Source organism: Paraburkholderia dioscoreae, assembly GCF_902459535.1.
Lineage (GTDB): Bacteria > Pseudomonadota > Gammaproteobacteria > Burkholderiales > Burkholderiaceae > Paraburkholderia > Paraburkholderia dioscoreae.
In genome coordinates this window covers 680,548-701,689 of record NZ_LR699554.1, presented here as the reverse complement: position 1 = coordinate 701,689, position 21,142 = coordinate 680,548, and the positions used below count along the sequence as shown (strand labels likewise).

Annotated in this window: 19 protein-coding genes; 2 read left to right on the top strand and 17 right to left on the bottom strand. The window is 62.3% G+C overall.

The window, feature by feature from the left end; translation table 11 throughout:
* Nucleotides 1-23 precede the first annotated feature (23 nt).
* Complete coding sequence (locus tag PDMSB3_RS23315; RefSeq protein ID WP_035517054.1) at nt 24-1,196, top strand: porin; 1,173 nt, start codon at nt 24-26, stop codon at nt 1,194-1,196.
* An 89-nt stretch (nt 1,197-1,285) separates the two neighbouring features.
* Here the strand turns inward: PDMSB3_RS23315 and PDMSB3_RS23310 are convergent, their stop codons facing one another.
* The 4 genes from PDMSB3_RS23310 to PDMSB3_RS23295 all read right to left on the bottom strand — a co-directional run bounded on the left by PDMSB3_RS23310 (nt 1,286) and on the right by PDMSB3_RS23295 (nt 3,581).
* Nucleotides 1,286-1,588, bottom strand: a complete 303-nt coding sequence (locus tag PDMSB3_RS23310) for a hypothetical protein (RefSeq protein WP_165187869.1) — start codon at nt 1,586-1,588, stop codon at nt 1,286-1,288.
* A gap of 6 nt (nt 1,589-1,594) precedes the next feature.
* Nucleotides 1,595-1,963 (bottom strand): hypothetical protein, encoded by a 369-nt coding sequence (locus PDMSB3_RS23305; RefSeq protein ID WP_157187681.1) that lies wholly within the window; start codon nt 1,961-1,963, stop codon nt 1,595-1,597.
* A 262-nt stretch (nt 1,964-2,225) separates the two neighbouring features.
* Entirely contained in the window at nt 2,226-2,531 is a 306-nt protein-coding gene (locus PDMSB3_RS37950; RefSeq protein WP_232064421.1) for a lysozyme inhibitor LprI family protein, read from the bottom strand.
* A 585-nt stretch (nt 2,532-3,116) separates the two neighbouring features.
* Entirely contained in the window at nt 3,117-3,581 is a 465-nt protein-coding gene (locus PDMSB3_RS23295) for a hypothetical protein (protein WP_165187866.1), read from the bottom strand.
* Nucleotides 3,582-3,733: 152 nt separating this feature from the next.
* On the opposite strand from PDMSB3_RS23295, the gene PDMSB3_RS23290 reads away from it, so the two are divergent.
* On the top strand, nt 3,734-4,771 hold the full coding sequence (locus tag PDMSB3_RS23290; RefSeq protein ID WP_007175844.1) for an IS110 family RNA-guided transposase: 1,038 nt from the start codon (nt 3,734-3,736) through the stop codon (nt 4,769-4,771).
* A 672-nt stretch (nt 4,772-5,443) separates the two neighbouring features.
* On the opposite strand, the gene PDMSB3_RS23285 is transcribed toward PDMSB3_RS23290, so the two are convergent.
* The 13 genes from PDMSB3_RS23285 to PDMSB3_RS23225 form a co-directional block, all read right to left on the bottom strand.
* Nucleotides 5,444-7,051: a rhodanese-like domain-containing protein gene (locus PDMSB3_RS23285; protein ID WP_165187864.1), complete on the bottom strand. Its 1,608-nt coding sequence runs from the start codon at nt 7,049-7,051 to the stop codon at nt 5,444-5,446.
* A 72-nt stretch (nt 7,052-7,123) separates the two neighbouring features.
* Entirely contained in the window at nt 7,124-8,140 is a 1,017-nt protein-coding gene (locus PDMSB3_RS23280) for an ABC transporter substrate-binding protein (RefSeq protein WP_232064308.1), read from the bottom strand.
* A gap of 60 nt (nt 8,141-8,200) precedes the next feature.
* Nucleotides 8,201-8,938, bottom strand: a complete 738-nt coding sequence (locus PDMSB3_RS23275) for an ABC transporter ATP-binding protein (RefSeq protein ID WP_007176363.1) — start codon at nt 8,936-8,938, stop codon at nt 8,201-8,203.
* On the bottom strand, nt 8,931-9,758 hold the full coding sequence (locus PDMSB3_RS23270) for an ABC transporter permease (RefSeq protein WP_007176362.1): 828 nt from the start codon (nt 9,756-9,758) through the stop codon (nt 8,931-8,933). The genes PDMSB3_RS23275 and PDMSB3_RS23270 overlap by 8 nt, the downstream gene beginning before the upstream one ends.
* A gap of 63 nt (nt 9,759-9,821) precedes the next feature.
* On the bottom strand, nt 9,822-11,186 hold the full coding sequence (locus PDMSB3_RS23265; RefSeq protein ID WP_007176361.1) for an LLM class flavin-dependent oxidoreductase: 1,365 nt from the start codon (nt 11,184-11,186) through the stop codon (nt 9,822-9,824).
* Between the two features lie 39 nt (nt 11,187-11,225).
* On the bottom strand, nt 11,226-12,890 hold the full coding sequence (locus tag PDMSB3_RS23260; RefSeq protein ID WP_165187860.1) for a rhodanese-like domain-containing protein: 1,665 nt from the start codon (nt 12,888-12,890) through the stop codon (nt 11,226-11,228).
* A 54-nt stretch (nt 12,891-12,944) separates the two neighbouring features.
* Nucleotides 12,945-14,168: an acyl-CoA dehydrogenase family protein gene (locus PDMSB3_RS23255; RefSeq protein WP_007176359.1), complete on the bottom strand. Its 1,224-nt coding sequence runs from the start codon at nt 14,166-14,168 to the stop codon at nt 12,945-12,947.
* A 48-nt stretch (nt 14,169-14,216) separates the two neighbouring features.
* Nucleotides 14,217-15,374: an LLM class flavin-dependent oxidoreductase gene (locus tag PDMSB3_RS23250; RefSeq protein WP_165187858.1), complete on the bottom strand. Its 1,158-nt coding sequence runs from the start codon at nt 15,372-15,374 to the stop codon at nt 14,217-14,219.
* Nucleotides 15,375-15,485: 111 nt separating this feature from the next.
* The gene (locus PDMSB3_RS23245; RefSeq protein WP_007176357.1) at nt 15,486-16,526 is read right to left on the bottom strand and encodes an ABC transporter ATP-binding protein; all 1,041 of its coding nucleotides are present in this window, start codon (nt 16,524-16,526) and stop codon (nt 15,486-15,488) included.
* On the bottom strand, nt 16,516-17,535 hold the full coding sequence (locus PDMSB3_RS23240; RefSeq protein WP_007176356.1) for an ABC transporter ATP-binding protein: 1,020 nt from the start codon (nt 17,533-17,535) through the stop codon (nt 16,516-16,518). Before PDMSB3_RS23240 ends, PDMSB3_RS23245 begins: the two co-directional genes overlap by 11 nt.
* Nucleotides 17,532-18,395, bottom strand: a complete 864-nt coding sequence (locus PDMSB3_RS23235; RefSeq protein ID WP_007176355.1) for an ABC transporter permease — start codon at nt 18,393-18,395, stop codon at nt 17,532-17,534. Before PDMSB3_RS23235 ends, PDMSB3_RS23240 begins: the two co-directional genes overlap by 4 nt.
* Entirely contained in the window at nt 18,392-19,417 is a 1,026-nt protein-coding gene (locus PDMSB3_RS23230; protein WP_007176354.1) for an ABC transporter permease, read from the bottom strand. The genes PDMSB3_RS23235 and PDMSB3_RS23230 overlap by 4 nt, the downstream gene beginning before the upstream one ends.
* A complete protein-coding gene (locus tag PDMSB3_RS23225; protein ID WP_007176353.1) occupies nt 19,410-21,017 on the bottom strand; it encodes an ABC transporter substrate-binding protein in 1,608 nt (535 codons plus the stop codon). The genes PDMSB3_RS23230 and PDMSB3_RS23225 overlap by 8 nt, the downstream gene beginning before the upstream one ends.
* Between the last annotated feature and the right edge of the window lie 125 nt (nt 21,018-21,142).

The window sequence follows — 21,142 nt, the reverse complement described above, 5'->3', positions numbered from 1 at the left end:
TGCTCATTTCCCCGGAGGCGCTCGTGAAAAAGATTTCCACTGTATGTGCTATTTCTGGCCTGATGGCTGCCTCGGCAGTTCATGCACAGAGCTCGGTGACGCTGTACGGTTTGATCGATGCCGGCTTGATGTACACCAACAACGTGTCGAAAAGCGGCTCGAGCGGCGCGCTTGTCCAGGCGACCAGCGGCAACATCAACGGTAGCCGCTTCGGTGTGCGAGGAGCCGAAGATCTCGGCGGCGGGCTGAAAGCGATCTTCGTGCTGGAGAACGGTTTCAATGTTCAGAACGGCAAACTGGGCCAGGACGGCCGGATGTTTGGACGCCAGGCTTATGTCGGCCTCAGCACGTCGCAATTCGGCACCGTCACGCTCGGCCGGCAATATGATTCGCTGGTTGATTTCGTGGCGCCCTTGTCGGGCACGGCGGGCACGTTCGGCGACACCGGCTTCGCTCACCCGTTCGACAACGACAATCTGAACCATTCGGTGCGGATGAGCAACGCGGTCAAATACACCAGCACCAACTATGCGGGGTTGACGTTCGGCGGCCTGTACGCTTTTTCGAACAGCACCAGTTTCGCGGTCAATCGCGCATACAGTGCCGGCGCGAGTTATGCCTACGGGCCTTTCACCGCAGCCGCCGGTTATCTGCAGATCAACGGTTCGACGAGCACGACTTCGGGCAGTGCGGGCGCGGTCGACATCGTGGAATCGACGGCTAACGGCACAGGCGGATTCAATCTCGGCGCGGATGTTCAGCGTACGGTAGGCGCAGGCCTCAGCTACAAAGTCGGGCCGGCCGTAGTCGGCTTTGTTTACACGCATAGCCAGTTTCAAGGAACCACGTCGTTCGGCCAGACCAATGTCGGCAACAGTGGCACGATGCGGTTCGACAACTACGAACTGAATGCCAAGTATGCGCTCACGCCGGCGATCAACCTCGGCATTGCCGACACGTATACCGACGGCCATGTCGGCAACGGCAACAACACCACGTACGGCAACGATCCGAAGTGGAATCAGGTCAATCTGCAAGCGGTCTATCTGCTGTCGAAGCGCACCGACGTCTATGTCGAGGGGATGTATCAGCACGCAATCGGCCACCGTTATGTCGCGTTCATCAACACGTCGGGCGGCGCTTCGTCGACTTCCAATCAGGTCGTAGCCACGGTCGGTCTGCGCACGCGTTTCTGATTGCGCTTACGTGGTGCAGTATTCATGGGCGGGTGCGAGGCCGCACCGCCCGGTGCAAGTGCGGCGCAGGTAATGTCGGGTTTGATCCGTCATTCGCGAATGAGTGAGAGTAAATACAAGATGGCGGGCGGGTTATATTTGGCGGTTTCCTTCCGCCCGAAGGCCGATACCGTCCACACAATGCTAAACGCGGCGATCCACTTGGGAAATTCGAAGGCCCATTTTCTGCGCTTCATTGCGTAGACAAACGCGAGCGGATTGGCTGTGAGGCTCGCGATTATTGCGCCCCAACCTGTTGGCTTTAAAGGCAGGCTCCATAACAAAACGGCGTCCACTGATGCCTCATACAGAAAGGCCAGAAGAAACGCGATAAGTGAAAAGCGGCGGGTCATAGTGTTCTATCGGCGCTCGTCAAGCGTCTTTCTTATAGCTGCACATTTTGGAATTGGGGACGTTTCCATATCGTCAGGGCATACGAGCCACTTATAAAACTCAAGCTCCTGAGCCGCGATTTTCTTTCGACACTCTGAAATCTGGAAGTCAGTATCCGGTGCGTAGTCTTCTCCCCAATCATTAAATGAATAGCCTAATACCGAGCAATCCGATTTAATTTTGTCCTTCCATATTTGATAATTCTTATCTAATGCAGCCCGCTTATCTCCTTTGGCGAGCTCCCTGACCTTCAGATATAGCTTTTTTCGAGTCGGAAAGTATCTTGTCAGCATCAATTTGTGAGCACTTGAGAAAATCATCACGCGTTTTTGCATGCTTCTCACATGCCACATCCGCAAATACAGCCGTTGCAAACACAAAACCAATTGCCGAAATGATTGCTTTAATGACTCGAATCATAACTCCCGCCCTTGAACATATTTCCCTCCGCGCGGCGTCGTCTTAAAATGCCACGCGGCTGTATGTGGCCTTGACGCGTTATTCCCTCAAACCCTAAATCGCCGTCAATAAGGGCGGGGCTTTGTTATGCAGCCAGAAATAACGGACAGGGCATTATCGAAAAGACTATTTCCCTTACTAGTCTTCATTAGCCGTTGTCAATTCGTTAAGCCTGTTTCGGGTGACCCGGGCCATACAATCCCAAAATTCCACAAACCGAAGGGATGCCGGACCGACTTCGTATGTCCTGGCGTAGCATTGATTGTCTCTGTATCGCTTCCAGTTTGCCTGGGCTTTTTTCAAGTAAGGAGTTGCTTCCGGCTCCCCGTTCGCACGGCGGTCCTTGTCGCCAATTGCGACTTCTCTTTCAATTTCGCTGAATTTCTTATCGAGCTCTTGGGCCACCCCCTCAGATCTGAATTGAGCACATACCGATAGATCTATCGTCGCGCTGGCGACTTTTTCGCAATATATTTTTATTTCCGCTTGTGTTTTCCCGGAAAAATAGATATTTTCAGGTTTTGCCTTCTTGTAGTCGAACGCCGAACCATAGATTGATTCCGATGAATATACCGCAGTACAAATAAAGAAAAGCAGGAAGAATAAATTAAGTGGCTCGCATGATAATTTCCGGGCTCGGAAAGTCGCGCCTCCAGGCGGCGGCGGTTTGGCACACGGGTCGCGAAAAATACCCGGATCACGTCCCGCATTCTATTGAACTCCCCTCTGTTTAAAAAACTTCCCAGATAACGCGAGCGGGTTTCTGGAAACTACGGGTCGACTTCACGTTTGGCTGGACAGCCTTGTCCCACCACCACGGCTTTAGCCACTACAAGCTCAAATCATCTGTCGAAGCCTGCGCGTGCGTATATGGGATAAATCGGAAAAGGAATGTGACCAATGCGCGCTGCATGGCAATGCGCACCGGAGTTGATAGATCGCAGATCAGCCCGAGTGCCCCGCATGCATCAGCGAAAAAAAGCGCGATGCTCCGCGCTTTCTTCCTGGCTGCAACGTCCCCGCACTCGGCTAGTGCGACATGGACGCGTGCGCCGCGGCGTCGCCGCGTGATGCGACGTCGCGCGGCAGAATCTTGCGTGATGCCGTGGCGGCACTCTCTGCACCAGCGTCTTCGCCGGTCTCGTTGGCTGCGTCCGCAAGGAGATTTGCCGCACATCGTGCCGTGATGCGCCGGTGGGGTACGCCCTTGGCATCCAGTGCGATCACGAGGAAAAGCTCAAGGTCACATTCGATCTCGCGCTCATAGCTTTCGGCGGTTTCTACCAGTAGTTCCAGCAAGGATTGCTGGCTATGCCGTTCGGCCATTGTCAGGGAAGAGCTTCGACGGATAGATGCCGCAAGCCTCGCCAGGCGCTGAAGTCTGCCCAACTGGCGTGCGCACAGTTCGTGCGCCGAAAGCGCCAACTTTTCATACTGGAGCGCATCCACGGGCGGACGGGAAACGGATTTTGATTTCTTGGTGTTGTTGCTCATGATGCGGATTCCTGATTGTCTCTTCTGGAAACCCGTCACCACCAACAGGGGTGAGCGGGCACGTGGCAAGGTTAATGGAATGGACGCCCCCTCTCCTGCGGTACGGATATGCCAAAGTAAGGGTCTCAAACGTTAGCGCGAAGGAGAGCATCATGAAGATCGCGACCATTGGCCTTGACCTTGCCAAGAACGTTTTTCAGGTCCACGGCGTCGACCCGCGCGGCGTCCCCGTCTTAAGGAAGCAGCTAAAACGCATTCAGGTGCTGCCATTCTTCGCCACGCTGGAACCCTGCCTTGTCGGCATGGAAGCCTGTTGCGGTGCACACTTCTGGGCGAGAAAGCTGCAGGCGTATGGGCATACGGTGAAGCTCATTGCGCCACAGTTCGTCAAACCTTACGTGAAGAGCAACAAGAATGATGCCGCGGATGCAGAGGCAATCTGTGAAGCCGTCTCGCGACCGAACATGCGGTTCGTACCCGTCAAAAGCGTCGAGCAGCAGGCGATACTGGCACTGCACCGGGTCCGGCAAGGATTTGTTACCGCGCGTACCGCCCACGCCAACCAGATCCGCAGTCTGCTCGCAGAATACGGTCTGGTTGTGCCGCAAGGTATTCATCATCTACATCAGGATGTCCCTGATCTTCTGGAAGACGCCAGTAACGAACTGCCGGGCGTATTCCGGCAACTGGTCATGCGTCAGCTCGACTATCTGCGGGAGTTGGACCACCAGGTGCAACTGCTCGAAGCGCAAATAAAGACCTGGCATCGGGAGAACGAAGCAAGCCGCAGACTTGCGCAGATTCCCGGCGTCGGACCCATCACCGCTACTGCGCTGGTCGCATCAGTGGGCGACGCGCGATGCTTTGCAAGCGGCCGGCAACTAGCGGCATGGATCGGTCTGGTGCCGCGCCAGCACTCAAGTGGCGGCAAACAGGTGCTGCTCGGCATCGGCAAACGTGGGGACGCTTATCTGCGCTGCCTGCTTGTCCACGGTGCACGGGCTGTGATCAGCGCCGTACGCCAAAAAGACGGCACCTCCACAAGCTGGCTAGGTCGTCTGCTTGCACGGCGACATACGAACATCGCAACCGTGGCACTTGCCAACCGCAATGCGCGCATCGCCTGGGCCTTACTCGCACATCACCGGGAGTTCTGCTCCGACTATGGGCGCGCAGCACCGGTCGTCTGACACATGGACACGGATATTAGATGATACAGGATAACTAACTAATGAATAGGTGGTAGCTTCCAGCGATTGCGCGGGCAATCATGACGTGATGGCAAAACAGGTGAGACCGGGATCGGGAAAATTCTGTGGTCTGCCACGCGCTTCGAGCGCGATGGGTTAACGAGAAACCGATCTGCACATTCCATCAGGGACAGAGGCAAGTCCTCACAAGTCCGGATGTATGGCTGCAATCCTTCATCTGCTAACGATCACCGAATGACGGCTGTGCAAACTGGGGGCGTCCATGTATGACAGACCGGGAGTAAAACCATAACCGGCGAGCCTTGCGGCTCCCTCACCACGACCCGCCCATTGGAACGCGCATGGCTGGGCACTACCCACTTTCGCAGGTAGTGCGGTTTCACTCAGCAGGCTGTCAAACCCGCGCCGTTTTGTCTAACGGCAGACACAATCTAACCCATCATTTTTTTGGGAGGATCAGTCAGACAGGCTAAGGGCGAAATTATAGCTGCGCCTCGCGGATGATTGAAAAAATGTGTGATAAGCCTCTGAAAGCACATCTATACAATCCCATGCATTCCTATGCATCCACCTTCTCGTCAGACTCGCCGCCGAGTTCACGAAGCTCGATCACGCCCGCATCATGAGTTTCATACTCCATCGCAGCCCACGTTATTCCGGCGCGGCAACCACCCGAGTCAATGGACGGAACGCGCTACGCTCAAGCTCATCGAGTTGCCCGAGCAAGCCCAGCTCCCAAGAAAGATATTCGCGGGACGCCGCCTTGTTGCCCGCGTGCCGGTCGTGAGTGAAGAACAGATAGTCGATACGCGCGGACGGCGGCAATACATCCGCAACCGCGTCCGCATCCGTTTCCACACGCCAGCCACCCGCCGGCCAGGCGGCGAAGCCACCATCGAGCACGCTAAACGTGTGCCCTTCACCACCGGGGAGATCACTCACGGCCCAAGCGGCGATACGCGGATCGTCCACTACGAACGTCACGGCCTGCTCGCATTGCGCGAGCGTGGCCGCAAGACGCGGGCGAATCGACCAGACGCTACCGGGAATATGCGCGGCCAGCCACGCCGCGCTCGTACGCAGATCGACGACCGACTGACCGCCTGCCGCAAGGCGCTGCGCGAGAGTATCCCCATCGACCAAGGGAAGCGCGGCGGGTTCGGGGATCCGCGTGTCGGCCAGCGCGAGTCCGCTATGCAGTCCGCCTTCCAGCACCCACGCTTCGTGTCCCAACTGACGCAACCAGCTGGCGGTGACTGGCGCGCGAATGCCGTCGTCGTCGAACAGCACGATGCGTGCGTTGCGCACACCGATGTATTGATCGGTCGCCTGCTGTAGCTGGCCACCCGGCGCATGCTGCGCGCCGGGCAAAGTGTTCGCCGCGAACTCTTCCGGCGTCCGGACATCGCACAGATACAGCGTGCGACCGTCCGCCTTCGCCCAGTCGCGAACGGTATCCGCATGAACCCATTCCACGCCCGCGCGCTCCGCCACCGCACGCGCGGCAGCGACGCGCGCCGGTTGCGGCCGCAGGTCGGCCGGATAGCCGCGCTGCTGGCCTCGTTCGAGCGGCAGATCCGCAAGGAACCAGCCCTGCGTTCCGTTTTCGAGCGCGTACACCGGGTTGCGAATGCCGAGATTAAGAAGCGTCTGCGCGCCGATGATGCTGCGCGTCCGCCCTGCACAGTTGATGACGATCGGCGTCTGCGCATCCGGCACGAACGCGTCGATGCGGTAGGCAAGTTCGCCGTTCGGGCAACACGACGCGCCGGGAATGTTCATCGTGCGGTACTCGCCCGGCGGGCGCCCATCGAGCACCACAGGCGGTGTATCTGACTGCTGCCACTGCAACAGCGTCTGCGCCGATATGTGGGGCGTGTGCGCGACCTGCTCGACCAGTTCGCCGAACGCCTTGGAGGGCACGTTCACACCCTTGAACAAGACGAAGCCCGCATCTTGCCACGCACGCGTGCCGCCTTCGAGCACGTGAACCGAGGCATAACCCAGCGTCTCCAGCCGTGCAGCAGACCGCGCGGCGGGGCCATCGTCGCCGTCACCGCCGTCGTACACAACCACCCGCACGCGCCGGTTCGGTGCGAGACGTCCGACGTCGCGCTCCAGCACGCTATACGGCAGCGGCACCGCGTAGAACGGGTGACCCTCGCCGTATTGCCCGTGCTCGCGCACGTCGAACAGTGCGATTTCGCTGCCGTCGTCCAGCCAGTGCTTCAGCGTGGCCGCGTCGATTCCCTTTGGCATTTTCTGACATCCATAGCGGAGGGGCGGGAGCCGCCCGTTCACGTTGTGTTCGCCGACAGCGCGATACCGCGATCAGTTTTTGACCTTGATCGGCCAGACGGCTTTTTGCACCGCATTGAATTGCGGATCGTATTCGACAGCCACGTCCACCTTCTTCCGGATCGCGTGCCCGTCGTACAGAATGTCGGCGATTTTCTGTTCCTGGCCGATCAGCCCGGAATCGAATTTGACGAAACTGCCGCTGCGAACTTCATACTCGAACGCGGCCCGTTCGTCGGACACCTTGAGCGTGTCCTTGAGAACGCCGATCACCTCGTCCTTATGCGTGTCATGCCATTGCCAGTAGCCCGACAGTCGCGAGAAGTAATCCCGCAGCGCGGCGACCTTGGTCGGGTCTTTCAACACCGTGGACGTCGTCGTCCATACGTTCAGCGCCGGAATCTGGGTGTCGCGGTCTAACAGCAGGATACGGCCGGCGCCCGACTTGATCGTGGGCAATATCGGGCCGAGGGCGCCCGCGTACACGTCCACCTCGCCGGCGTTGAAGCCGGCGGCCGAAGTCGCGCCGTCGGCGAACTTGATGGGCTGAATGTCTTTCTCGGTCAACCCGGCTTTAACCAGCGTGGCCAGGTATTGCGAATGGTTGTAGCCGCCGTAGTTATAGCCGACCTTGTGTCCTTTGATCTCCTGCACGGTATTGATCCCGGCACTTGTCCGCACTGCCGTGACGACCGGCGGATAGTCCTTCGAATAGAAATTGCGCCAGCCCGCGACAATACGCAGCGGTGTCGACTCTTTCGTCCATTCCGTGCGCGCGTTGGCCTGTTCGATCGTGAGCGACGTATCGCCCATATGGCCCAGATCGATCCGGTTGGCGTACAGCGCCGACAGGTTGGCGGCCGGCCCTGTCAGCAGCACCCATTCGATCTGGTAAGGCGTCCCGTTGACCACGCCCGATTTGCGGATCAACGCGGGAAAGGCCGGATCCTGATATGCAATGACGAGCTTCGTGCCCTTCAGGTCGGGCGTGGGCTGGGCTGCGGCCGTACCGGACACGGTCAGCGTGGCGGCGGCAAGAAGGACAGCCATGCCAGCGAATAATGATTTCTTCAGCGACATAAATACCTTGACTTAACGATTGAGAAAACTTCAGGACAGACTGAGCGAAAACTGTTTGAGCAAGTCGCGCTTGAGTGCGTTGAATTCCGGCGAGGTCACGTCGCGTTCGCGCGGCATATCGACTCGCGTTTCGTGGCAGATCCTGCCTTTGGAGAGAATCACGATGCGGTCGGCAAGAATCAGCGCCTCGTCCAGGTCGTGCGTCACGATGACGAGGCCGAACCGGTACTTGGCCCACAGCTTCAGGACCAGGCTCTGCATGCTGCGGCGGGTAAACGCGTCCAGCGCGCTGAAAGGCTCGTCCAGCAGCATGAGTTCCGGGCTGCGATAGAGCGCCCGAGCCACGGCAACACGCTGCGCCTGTCCGCCCGAGAGGCTGACGGGCCAGCTCTCCAGCTTGTCTTCGAGCCCGACGTCTTGCAGCGCGACACGGGCGCGCGCTTTTGCATCAGGCTTATGCGCGTCGTCCAGCAGCACGTTCTTCCACACGCGCAGCGCCTGTATCAGCCGCGGCTCCTGGAAGACGACGGAGGTGTTCTGCGTCACCTCGGTCCTGCCGCCCGAAACCGATTCGAGGCCGGCCAGCAACCGCAACAGCGTGGTTTTGCCCGTACCCGACGGGCCGACCAGCGCGACACACTCGCCCTTGCGGACCGTGAAGTCCACGTTGTCGAGCACCGTGTTTTCGCCGTAGCGTTTCCTGGCGCCGGACAGTCTTGCGACAACCGGCGCTGCGTCGTAATCAGGCTGATAGGCGAGCTCAGACATGCGCACCTCTCCAGACGAGGGCCTTGCGTTCGATGAAACGCAGCAGCGCGTCCACCGCAATGCCGAGCGCCGCATAGACGAGAATGCCGGCGATGATGATATCGGTGCGCTGGAACTGGTTGGCGTTGTTCAGAATGAAGCCGATGCCGGCGCTTGCATTGATCTGCTCCGCCGCCACGAGCGCGAGCAGCGAGATGGCTGCGGAATAGCGAACGCCGACGAGGATGCCGGGCAGCGCGGTCGGCAGAATGATGAGACGTATCTGATGCCCGCGCGTCAGGCGGAACGTGCGGCCGAGTTCCAGCAGCTTCGGGTCGATACCGCGTATGGCGTGGTACGTGCTGAGATACATGGGAGAAATCGCCGCGCCGACGATCAACGCGACTTTGGACAGTTCGCCGATTCCGAACCAGACGACGAAGATCGGCACCAGCGCAATGAACGGTATGGTCCGCAGCATCTGCAGCACCGTGTCGAAACCGCGTTCAGCGGACTTGCTGAGACCCGCCGCCACGCCCAACAGCAAACCCGCGCCGCCGCCGATCAGCAGCCCCAATGCCGCGCGCGCAAGCGATATCTTCAGCGCATCCTGCAGATCGCCGGACTGCCACAACTCCCGATAGGCCGTCAGCACCGATGCCGGCGCCGGCAGCACGAACTCGCTGACCACACCGAGTGTCGAGGCCAACTGCCAGAGCGCGACCAACAGCACCGGGACCGCGGCCCGCAACAGCGGCTCGCGCAGCGTCGCAAGCCGCGAGGTTGTCGCGACTGGAGCCGGTGCGGGAGTCGCCGTAAAAGTGGATTCTCTCGTAGACATATACGTCCTGAAACGTCCTGAAAAATGAAACTGACTACATGTTCGGAATGAACGAACTACTACTCAGGAGACCGTACCGAACGCGTCCGCATTCGCGACAGCGCTCGTCGCGGCATCGGCATAGCGGCTGGACGGTCGCGCGAGACCATAGTGGTCGCGTAACGTCGTGCCCTCGTACTCGCGGCGGAAAATGCCTTTGCGCTGCAACAGCGGCACGACGTGATCGACGAAGTCCGCGAGCCCTGAAGGGAATACGTCGGCGTTGAGGTTGAAGCCGTCCGCGGCGCGACCGGCGAACCAGCGTTCGATGTCGTCCGCAATGGTCTCCGGTGTGCCCACGATCATCCGGTGTGCGCCGGGATTGCGGTCGAGCAGATCGCGAACCGTCAGGTTCTCGCTTCGGGCCAGCAGCACCGTGGAGCGGATGAATCCGCGCGACACGTCGGCGCGATCGCCCTTGTCGATCAGGTCATAAGGCAAGGGCGCATCCAGTTGCAGATCGGCGGCGTCGATACCGAGAGCACCGGCGAATTTGGCGAGCTCGGCGCCGCGGTCGAGAAGCGCATCCATTTCGGCTTTACGCCGGCGCGCCTCGTCAAGGGTGCCGCCGATCACCGGGTAAAGGCCCGGCAGCACCAGCAGATGATCGGCGTGGCGTCCATGCGCGACGGCACGCGCCTTGATGTCCCGATAGAAATCCTGTGCGCCTTCGAACGTGGTCTGCGCCGTGAACACCGCATCCGCATGGCGCGCGGCCAGCGCAACGCCCGCCTCCGAGCCGCCCGCCTGCACCAGCACCGGCCGTCCTTGTGGACTGCGTGGCAGGTTCAGCGGCCCGCGCACCTGGAAGTGACGGCCGGCATGCGCGATGGCATGCACGCGCGCCGGGTTGGCATAGCGGCCGCTTGCGCGATCGGCGATCAGCGCATCGTCTTCCCAGCTATCCCACAGCTTCAGCACGACTTCGACGAACTCCTCGGCGCGCGCGTAACGCGCCTGCTTGTCAGGCGACTCTGCAATGCTGAAATTGGCGGCCGCTTCCGGGTCGTAAGTCGTCACGGCGTTCCAGGCAACCCGCCCGGCGCTCAGGTGATCCACCGAGGCGAAGCGGCGCGCAAGATTGAACGGGTCGTTGAAGGTGGTCGACGCGGTGCCGATCAGCCCGACATGTTGCGTCACGCCGGCAAGCGCGGTAAGCAGAACCGTCGGTTCAAGCGACTGCGCCGGCCCCTGTGCGTGCCCGCGCAGCGCCACCGCGTCGGAGAGAAACACCGCGTCGAGCTTGCCGCGCTCGGCGATCTGCGCGATGGTGGTGAAGAACCCGAGGTCGATGATCGACTTCGGATTGTCGAGCGTCCGCCAGCCGGCCGGGTGGCGTCCCGTGCCGGTGATGTTGGTATTCAGATGCAGTGTCCGTGCCGCACTCATGTTCCTGCTCCAATGCATTAGGTAGACCGGGCAAGCCGGTCAGTTCGCGCGACGCAGCGCCGCGAGGCGTTCCTCGCTGCGGCGATGGGTCGGTGTGTCGAAGTCGATGACATTGATCGACGCAATGCCGTCGCGTTCAAGTTGCCCGACGAGCTGCAACTCCCATGCGAGGTACGCCTCCATCTGCTGCGCGGCCTGCGCCGGCGCGTAGTGATATGGGCTGTACCAGGCATCGTCGTCGCCGGTCAGGTTGCCCTCGTCGCCGGCGGCCTGCGGCAGGCCGAGCGCCAGCCAGCACTGCGTACCGCCGAGCAGCGCCGCCACGCCTTCGCGCCGCTCGCGCAACTGGTTGGCCAGCAGGCTGGCGAGTACGCCATCGCTGGAAGTGAGGACGAGTTGCCGCGATGCGTCGTCGATCTGCTCCAACAGATCGTCCAGCGCGCTCGCCGCGACGAAGCGGGCCCCGGCGATATGCGCGCGGCGGAACGCGAGACTGCTGTCCACGTCCACCACCTGTGCCCTGCCCGCTTCGAGCGCCTGCGCAAGCTGGTCCGCTTCTATCCACTGCGTGCGGCCTGGCGTGCGGAATATCGGCAGCGGTTCCGGGCCGGTTTCGAATGCTGCGGAAGCATCGTCGTCGGCCAGCACGAACACCTGCAGATAACCCAGCTGCACGAGCCACGAAGCCGTCATGCGGGCGCGCACGCCGTCATCGTCGGAGAGCACCACGCGTGCGTGGAGCGTCCCAACGTATTCATCGGTTGCCTGCACCAGTTGTCCGCCAGGCGCCGAGCGCCAGCCGGCACGATGGCCCGCTTCGTATTCCAGAGGAGCGCGCACGTCGAAACGGTAAAGCGTATGCGTGGCCGCTTCGCTTTCGAAACGGGCAAGCGTGGCACGGTCGATCTCGACCACGCCGGCTCGCGCCGCCGCGCGTTGCGCGAGCGTCCGCGCGCCGGCGAGCGCGGCTCCGTCGGGACGCGGCGCCGTGCTGATGCGGCCACGCTCGAGTTCGAATCCCGACAGCAGCCACGACATCGATCCTCCTGTCAGCGCTGCAACGGGATTCGGGATACCGGCATTGACGAGCGACTGCGCACCGAGAATGCTGCGCGTGCGACCCGCGCAATTGACCACGATCAGCGTATCGGGCGACGGCGCGGCCGCGAGAGCACGGTGAACCAGCTCGGCACCCGCGCATTCGACGCCGCCCGGTATGTTCATGGACTGGTATTCGGGGAATGGCCGACTGTCGAGCACCACCAGGTCCTCGCCTGCGTCCTGCAGTTGCTTGAGCGTAGGTGCATCGATATTCGGCGTATGCAGCCGATGCTCGATCACCTCGCCGAACGCCTTGCCAGGCACGTTGGTCCCGCTGAACACCTCGAAGCCGGCGGCATCCCAGCCGCTTACGCCGCCGTCGAGAATCGACACGTCCGTGTAGCCGAAGCTGGCCAGCAGTGCCGCGGCACGCGAAGCATATTCGCCGGCTTCGTCAACCAGCACGACCGGCGTGGTAAAACGCGGCACGAGCTGGCCGACGACAAGGCCAAGACGACCGACAGGCGCAATGGACGAATAGAACAGCCGGCGGCGCGCGGATACCCCTTCTTCGCGGACATCGAGAACGGCGAGCTCGCGCCGAGCGGCGAGCGCTGCGCGCAACGCGGAGGGTGTAATCAGCAGAATGGTTGAGTGGCTCATTGTCGGACTAACGGAACGTAATGAAATAGGGAGAGCGAACTAACAGGCGGTGACTCAGAAGAATGCCGCGGTCGGCAGCGGAACACCGTTGATCGCATGGTTGCCAATCACCCTGGCTTTGTAGAGTCCGGGGTTGTGCGATGCGATCGTGCGGATATTGCGCCAGTGACGATCCAGCTGCGCGGTCTGCCTCGCAGCGGACGCACCGCCCACATCGAAAAGCCGCGTGGCCGACTGAAGCGCGAGCTGGTCGATCACCACCTTCGCTTTCGCGCTGCGCAGCGCGGCTTCCACGAACAGCGCGTCGTCGGGCTTGCCGGCAATCGCGCTGTCGAACGCCTCGCCCAGCACACCGGCTGCGTTCAGCACCGCGGCCTCTGCGACGAAAGCCGCGCTCTGTAGCTCGCCCACGGTTTCCTGAAGCAGCGGATCGTCCGCAGGGCGCGATGCCACCGCATGGTAATAATTGCGTTCGCGCTGCAGGACCAGTTTCACCGCGTCCTTCGCGATACGGCGCAGAATGCCGGCGATAATCGTCGTGAGGTAGAGCTGTGCAAACGTGGCCTGATGCGTGACCTTCACATCGGCGGAGAGAACCAGAACGTCATTTGCCGCGACCTCGACGTCGGTGAACACGGTGGTGCCGCTCGCCGTCTGACGCTGCCCGATGCCGTCCCAGTCTTCCCGCACATCGACGCCCGGTTGCCGGACCGACACGCGCGCGCCGACGAATCGCCCGTCCGGCGTCTTCGCATTCACGATAATGTGGTCTGAATAGAGATTGCCGGTGCTGTAGTACTTGGTCCCTGTCAGGCGATAGGCGCTGCCGGTCGGCTCGAGCCGGGTATTGCCGTCACCGTCGCCGATATTCTGCGTACCCAGTTCGCTCGCCCCCAGACCGAAGAGTTCGTTGTCATGCACGAACTGGATCCAGCGTTGGTATTGCGGCAAATGACGGGCGCGCAGAGCCTTTTCGACGAAGGCGAAATGGTTGCGCAGAATGTGCGGGACGTTCGAATCGGCCTCGGCCAGATCCAGCACCAGTTCATATAACTGCGGCAGCGTCGCGCCCGCGCCGCCTTCGGCCTTCGGCACGCGGAACACGCCAAGGCGCGCGGCTCGCACCTGCGCGATCGCGTCGCGGGTATCCGCGTCTCCGCGATCACGGGCTTCCGCCCCGGCTGCGATCGCGGCCACGAGCTCACGCAGCGCTGCTGAGCCGGGTTGCACCGCGTCGGCGCGCAGATTGTCGGCCAGTTTCGAATCGGTCGTTCCCATCAACAAGACTCCCTGTGAATCAAATGAACGCGTTTGTCTGCACGGCTATCACGCAGACGCCTGCACCGGCACTCTGAGGCCGGCCTGCTCCAGCAACGGCAGCACAGCCTCGCCGAAGTACGCGAGATCGGGTTCGAAATCGAAGAAGGTCAGTTGCACGCCGCCGATACCTGCCGCTTTCAGGCGCAGCAGATCTTCCACCACATGCTCAGGTGAACCGATGATCTGGATGTTGCCTCCAAGGACACGCTGCTCACGTTGGTGGCCCTTCCAGGCTTTCGCGTCGCTGCGGCGGCCCGTGAAGCCATCCACCGCGCCAAAATCGGCATGCGAGAGGATCGCGTCGTGATAGGCATGCGCCTCCCGCTCGGTCGGCCGGCAGACGATCGTCGGATTGATCAGCGTGCTTACCTGCCGCCCGTAAGCCTGCGCACGCGCCTGAACCTGCGCGGTGTGGGCCGGCAAGACCTCCAGCGCCGCGTCGATCTGCGCGCCCGCCGAGCTCGTGATGAAGATCAGGTCGGAGCGTTGCGCCGCGTAGTCGATTCCGGCGGGCGAACTCGTCGCGTTGACCAGCACGGGCCGGCCGAAGCGCGGCTTCGGTGAAACGAATGCGTTGCGCGTGCGATACCACTTGCCGTCGAACGTCAGGTTGTCGTCCAGCGACCAGAGCTGCTCCATCAGGTCGACGAATTCCCCGGCCATCTCGTAGCGCAGGTCGTGCTCGAAGTGGCCTTCGCGGCCGAACATCTCGGCCTCGTCGACCGAATGGCCGGTGACCATGTTCAGCCCCCACCGGCCGCCGGAAATATGATCGAGCGTTGCGCCGAACTTCGCGAGATGCAGCGGATGCCAGCCGCCGTAAAGAATATGCAGCGTCGAGATCAGCAGGATGCGGTTCGTAATGGAAGCCAGCGACGCGATCGTGATGAACGAATCGAGCGAGTCGCGACGGTAGCGCGTCGTCCCGCCGTGACCGTCCTTGCCGAGCCACTGCGCGAGACCGAACACGAGGTCGAAGCCGAGAGCCTCCGCCTTGCGGGTCAGCCGCGCGTTGTAGTCGAAGGTCCAGTCGGTCGTGCGCGGCAACGTCGACATGGACCACCCGCCGCTCTGGATCGGCAGGAACAGGCCCAGCATCAGAGGCTGGGAGAGCGCCCGCGAAAGCGGGCTATCGGGAAAACTGGCGGGAGACAAAGTCGACATGGGACACCGCATTAAAAATGGACGTGGAGAGTCATCAGGCTTCGTGCACTGACGCAAGCGACGAATAGGCGGCCATTGGCCATCTGAAAGAACTGGCGACGGGTGATCAAGTCAGGCACTCCTCGTGGTTTCGGGTTGCGGCTCGCCGTCCGCGTTGACGGCCTGCGCCGCGCGGCGGACCGGCCACGCAATGTCTGCAACGGCTACGCGTGCCGAAGCGGCGCTGCCGTACAGGTGACAGGCCACGGCATGCGAGGCGCCGACCGTGAGCAGTGCAGGCGGCGTTTCGCTGCACACCGGTTGCGCATGCGGGCAGCGTTGCTGGAACCGGCAGCCGCGCGGCGGGGCGAACGGATCGGGCAGCTCCGCAGACGAAGCCGCGGGCAACTGCGCGCCACGCGTCGGAATCGAGTCGATTAGCAATTGCGTATAAGGGTGTGCTGCGTGCCGCCAGAGGTGATCGGCCGGCAATATCTCGACGATCTGACCGAGGTACATGACAGCGATCCGGTCGGCCAGATAGCCCACCGCCGCGAGGTCGTGACTGATGAACAGGCAGGTGATCGCGCGCTCGCGCTGCAGGTCGGACAACAGGTTCAGCACCTGAGCCTGGAGCGACACGTCCAGCGCGGAAACGGGTTCGTCGCAGATCAGCACATCCGGGTCCAGGCTCAGCGCACGGGCGATATTGACGCGCTGGCGCTGACCGCCCGACAGTTCGTGCGGCATCCGCTCCGCGAGCGCCGGGGCGAGGCCCACCTGATGCAACAGCGCATCCACGCGCTCGCGCCGTTCCGCGGAGGTTCCGATCCGGTGGACTTCGAGCGGCAGCGTCAGGGTCCGGCGCACGCTCTTGCGCGGATCGAGTGCGCTCAACGGATCCTGGAAGACCATTTGCATGCGCCTGCGCCACGCCAGCCACTGCCGCCGCGTGAGACGGCCGAGGTCCTGGCCGTCGAGCCGCACGGCGCCCTCGGCCGGTTCGATCAGACGCACGATCGCCTTGCCAAGCGAGCTCTTGCCGCAACCGGATTCGCCCACGAGGCCGAGCGTTTCACCGCGCCCTACGTCGAGTGACAACTGATCGACGGCGCTCAGCACGCCGCGCCGTGTCTTGTAGCGAACGCTCAGGCGGTCGATCTCAAGCAGCATCGCTCCTCCTGTCGTCTGTCCCGATGCTGGCGACGCGCGCATCGAGAACGCAGCGAACGCCGCCGTCGCCGAGCTGCCGCCACGCCGGGTCGGCTTCGCGGCATGCTGCATGCGCGAGTTCGCAGCGCGGCGCAAATGCGCACCCGCCTGGCGCCACGCCCGGCGCGGGAACCGCACCGGCAATCTCGGCGAGCCGCGCGCGTGAACCGCCGCGACGCGGCCTCGCTTCGAGCAGGCGTTGGGTATAGGGATGCCGCGGGTCATCGAACAGCGCGGCTGTTGGCCTCTCCTCGATCTTGCGGCCGGCATACATGACCGCGACACGATGAGCAAGCTGCCCGACAATACCGAGGTCATGCGTGATCAGCAGCAACGCCATGCCGGTCTGCTGCTGCAGCGTCGCAAGCAGCGCGAGGATCTGCGCCTGGATGGTCACATCCAGCGCGGTCGTTGGCTCATCGGCAATCAGCAGTCGAGGCCGGCCGGCCAGCGCCATTGCGATCAGCACGCGCTGACGCATGCCGCCCGAAAGCCGGTGCGGGTAATCGTCGACACGCCGCGCCGGCTCGGGAATACCGACCTGGCGCAGCAGTTCGAGCGTTTCGCTGCGCGCGGCCCGTCCAGAAAGTCCACGATGCAGTTTCAACGCCTCGCCGATCTGTCGTCCGATCGTGCGGACCGGGTTGAGCGCGGCCAGCGGATCCTGAAAAATCATCCCGATGCTGCCGCCGCGCAGCCGTCGCCACGACTCTTCGGGCAGGCGCAGCAGGTCGGTTCCGGCGAAATGCAGGCGCGTCGCATCGACACGGGTACTGGATGTGTCGAGCAGTCCCATCAGCGCCAGCGCGGTCGTGGATTTGCCGCAGCCGGACTCGCCGACCAGCGCCAGCGTCTCGCCCTCGCGGATGCCGAACGACAACCGGTCAACCGCCGTCGCGGGCGCACGGCCGCGCGCCGTGGAAAACGCGACGCTCAGGTCCTCGACCTCCAGCAGCGCCGCGCCGCTCACAGCGTTCTCCTGCGACGCGGATTCGCGAGGTCGTTCAGACCGTTGCCAATCAGGTTGAGGCTCAGCACCGTAACCAGCACCGCGCAGCCCGGCAGCGCGGTCATATACCACGCTGTCTGCAGCGCCTCGCGGCCCGATCCGATCATGCTGCCCCACGTGATCACGTTGGGGTCGCCCAGGCCGAGAAAAGACAACACGGCTTCGGTCAGGATTGCATTGCCGGCGAGGATCGAGACCATCACGATGGCCGACGTCGCCACGTTGGGCAGCACATGGGTGAATACGATGCGTGGCCGGCTCATGCCGACCACGATCGCGGCCTGCACGAATTCCGCACGGCTCACGCGCAGCGCCTCGGCCCGCACGAGCCGCGCAACCTGCGGCCAGTTGGTCAGCGCAACGCCCAGCACGATGGTCGCCACGCTCGGATGAACCACCACCACCATCACGATGGTGAACAGCAGCGCGGGCATGGTCTGGAACAGCTCGGTGATCCGCATCAGCACGTCGTCGACGAGGCCGCCGTAAAATCCGGCCACCGCGCCGATCAGAAGGCCAGCCAGCGTGGCAAGCAGTCCGGCCGCGACGCCGATCTCGAGCGACACCCGCGCACCGTACGCGATGCCGCTGAACATGTCCCGTCCCATCATGTCGGTGCCGAGGGGAAAGGCCCGGTCCGTTCCCGGCCAGGTGAACGGCGTCCCGACCATGTCGAGCGGATCGTTATGGGTGAAGTACGGAGCGCCGAGCGCCAGCACGGCTATCGCGACAAGCAGCAGCGCGCCGATCGCGAGGCTCGGTGCCTGAGTCATGCGGTGCCAGAGGCGTGAGCCCGGTCTCGTCAGCAGGAGCTCGCTCATCGCTGCGCCTCGATACGTGGGTCGAACCATCCGTAGGTGAGATCCACCGCCAGGTTGACGACGAGCACCAGCACCGAACTGAAGAACAGAATGCCGAGCAGCAGGTTCAGGTCGCGTGAAGCGACGGCATCGAGGGCAAGCTGGCCCAGACCCGGCCAGCTGAACACCGTCTCGATCGCCACCGAACCGCTGAATAGCGCGCCGAACTGCAATGCGGTCATCGTGACGATTGGCAGCAGTGCATTCGGAACCACGTGCGACGTGATCGTGGCGAGCCGCGACACCCCTTTGGCTCGCGCGGTACGGACGAAATCGAGTCCTGCCACCTCCAGCACGGAGGCGCGCATCAGCCTTGCATAGATGGCAAGGTAATAGGCGGCCAGACAGAACACCGGCAGCACCATGTGCGCCGCGATATCGCTGACGTGAGCCCAACCGGTCGCGGCAACGCCGGGCGTAGTGATGCCCCCTGCGGGCAACCAGTGCAGATGGGCGGAGAACAGCACCATCAGCATCAGGCCGAGCCAGAACAGCGGTGTGGCGAAGCCCAGTGTCGCCAGAACGGAGACCACGACATCGATCCAGCGCCGGCGCGACACTGCGGCCACGGTTCCCGCAAGGCAGCCGAACAGCAGTGCAATCACGAGCGCGCCCACCATCAGCAGCGCGGTGGCAGGCAGGCGCCCAAGGATCAGGGACAGCACGGATTCGTTATAGCGGAACGACCAGCCGAGATCGAGATGGGCGAGCCGGTTGAGGTAGGCAAAAAACTGTAGCGCGAGCGGCTGGTCGGAACCGAACTGGTGACGCAGCGCAGCCAGATACTCCGGCGTGGCGCCGCCGGCCTCTCCCGCCATGACGTCGGCCATATCGCCCGGCGCCAGTCTCAGCCAGAAGAAATTCAGTACCCCGATGAACACGACGAGCGGCAGCGCCTGGAGCAGCCGGCGCACCGGATAAGGCAACGAACGCCGACGCTCGCCGAGCGCCGCCGGCAGCGTACGAACCGGCAGATCAGCCATGACCGGCGGCACCGATACTCACGTCGTTCAGCGACGCGTAGACGCCGATCGGCGTCGTGTTGACGTTCTGCAGGTTCCTTGAATAGATGCGGAAGAACTTCAGCTCGGCCAGCGAGATGGATGGCAGGTCACGCTGCGCCACCACCTGGAGCTGATGAATCGCCTGCGTCCGTTTCTGCGGATCCTGCTCAGTCTGGATTGCCTCGACAACCCGGTCCATCTCCGGCGATGCATAGCCCGAACCGTTGCTCCACGGCGCGCCGCTGATGATGTTCTTCGACCAGAAGCGGCGGATCACGCCGATCTGCGGATCGGCGAACGCCGCATAGAACACGTTCATCGTGTCGAAGTCGTGGTCGGTGTAGATCTTGCGCAAATAGGTCGGCAAATCGTAATTGACCAGCGTGACCTCGACACCGACGCGCTTGAGCTGCTGCTGGATGAACTGTCCGGCCCGCTGGAAGTCTTCGCCATACGTATGGTTCAGGTGATTGAAGCGCATCCGGACACCGTCCGCTCCCCGCGGGAAACCCGCGGCGTCGAGCAGCGCCTCGGCCTTTTGCGGATCGTAGGGATACTGGGGCGTATCCGCTGTGTAGAAGCGTGTCTGGTAACTGGGCACGGGGCCCGTCGCCGGGGTCGCGAAATCGTAGAACACGGTCTTTGTCAGCAGCTTCAGATTGATTGCATGAGCGATCGCCTGGCGCACGCGCACATCCTGGAAGCGCTTCTGACGCAGATTGAAGTCCATGAAGAACATCGGCGCATTCGAGCGCCAGCCCTTCGTATCGACGATGAGATTCGGGTTCTGCTCCAGCCGGTGCGCTTCGACCAGCGATACCGGCGTAAGCGGCGCGTATTGCACGCTGCCGTTCTGCAACGCGATGCTGCGAGCGCTCGCATCGGGAATGATCCGGAATATCAGTTCGTCGACGCGCGGCCTGCCCTTGTCCCAGTAGTCCGGATTCTTCACGAGGCGAATGTAGTTGCCCCGGTTCCATTCCTTGAAGACGAAGCCACCCGTGCCGACCGGCTTCGCGTTGTACGGATTGGCCAGCGGATCGGTCCCGGCGTAAAGGTGCTTCGGGAAAATGAACGCCGACGAGGTATCGAGATACGACCAGATCACCGGGGACGGTTGCGCCAGCCGGAACACCGCGGTATGCGGATCGGGCGTGTCGACCGCGATGATCTGCGCGAAGGTGGGCCGCGCGATCGGATGAACCTTCTTCGATACTTCCATGATCGAATACTGCACATCCGCCGATGTGAACGGCGTTCCATCGTGCCACTTCACGTCGTCGCGCAATTTGAACGTGATCGTGCGCTGATCGGCCGACTCCACCCATGAAGTGGCAAGTTGCGGCACCGGACGGAATGCTTCATCGTAAGTGATGAGCCCGTCGAACAGGTTGCTCGACACGACATTGGTCGGATTCGCCGGCGTTGAGCCGGCTGCGAGGCCGGCGGGCTCAGGCAGCGTGTTCGCAACGAGCGTGGTGCCGCCGCCCGGCGCCGGCGCAGCAAACGCAAAGTCGGCAAGAAGGCCGCCGCCCGCAAACGCACCAGCCCCGATCAGAAATTCCCTGCGAGTAGTCATAGCTGAAATCGTAATTTATATAGGTATCCTAGATATAAGGCGGAAACCCGCCATCCAGGCAGCCAGAAGTTCCGGCCCTAACTTCGAGCCGGATCACCGATGCGATCCACCACCGTAGATTCGGG

Bases quoted from the DNA above. Each gene is read 5' to 3' on its own strand.
- PDMSB3_RS23255 (WP_007176359.1), bottom strand. From the start codon at position 14,168: ATGGGAACGACCGATTCGAAACTGGCCGACAATCTGCGCGCCGACGCG.
- PDMSB3_RS23295 (WP_165187866.1), bottom strand. From the start codon at position 3,581: ATGAGCAACAACACCAAGAAATCAAAATCCGTTTCCCGTCCGCCCGTG.
- PDMSB3_RS23305 (WP_157187681.1), bottom strand. From the start codon at position 1,963: ATGCAAAAACGCGTGATGATTTTCTCAAGTGCTCACAAATTGATGCTG.
- PDMSB3_RS23270 (WP_007176362.1), bottom strand. From the start codon at position 9,758: ATGTCTACGAGAGAATCCACTTTTACGGCGACTCCCGCACCGGCTCCA.
- PDMSB3_RS23245 (WP_007176357.1), bottom strand. From the start codon at position 16,526: ATGCTGCTTGAGATCGACCGCCTGAGCGTTCGCTACAAGACACGGCGC.
- PDMSB3_RS23230 (WP_007176354.1), bottom strand. From the start codon at position 19,417: ATGGCTGATCTGCCGGTTCGTACGCTGCCGGCGGCGCTCGGCGAGCGT.
- PDMSB3_RS23285 (WP_165187864.1), bottom strand. From the start codon at position 7,051: ATGCCAAAGGGAATCGACGCGGCCACGCTGAAGCACTGGCTGGACGAC.
- PDMSB3_RS23290 (WP_007175844.1), top strand. From the start codon at position 3,734: ATGAAGATCGCGACCATTGGCCTTGACCTTGCCAAGAACGTTTTTCAG.
- PDMSB3_RS23225 (WP_007176353.1), bottom strand. From the start codon at position 21,017: ATGACTACTCGCAGGGAATTTCTGATCGGGGCTGGTGCGTTTGCGGGC.
- PDMSB3_RS23250 (WP_165187858.1), bottom strand. From the start codon at position 15,374: ATGTCGACTTTGTCTCCCGCCAGTTTTCCCGATAGCCCGCTTTCGCGG.
- PDMSB3_RS23310 (WP_165187869.1), bottom strand. From the start codon at position 1,588: ATGACCCGCCGCTTTTCACTTATCGCGTTTCTTCTGGCCTTTCTGTAT.
- PDMSB3_RS23265 (WP_007176361.1), bottom strand. From the start codon at position 11,186: ATGAGTGCGGCACGGACACTGCATCTGAATACCAACATCACCGGCACG.
- PDMSB3_RS23235 (WP_007176355.1), bottom strand. From the start codon at position 18,395: ATGAGCGAGCTCCTGCTGACGAGACCGGGCTCACGCCTCTGGCACCGC.
- PDMSB3_RS23280 (WP_232064308.1), bottom strand. From the start codon at position 8,140: ATGGCTGTCCTTCTTGCCGCCGCCACGCTGACCGTGTCCGGTACGGCC.
- PDMSB3_RS23260 (WP_165187860.1), bottom strand. From the start codon at position 12,890: ATGAGCCACTCAACCATTCTGCTGATTACACCCTCCGCGTTGCGCGCA.
- PDMSB3_RS23275 (WP_007176363.1), bottom strand. From the start codon at position 8,938: ATGTCTGAGCTCGCCTATCAGCCTGATTACGACGCAGCGCCGGTTGTC.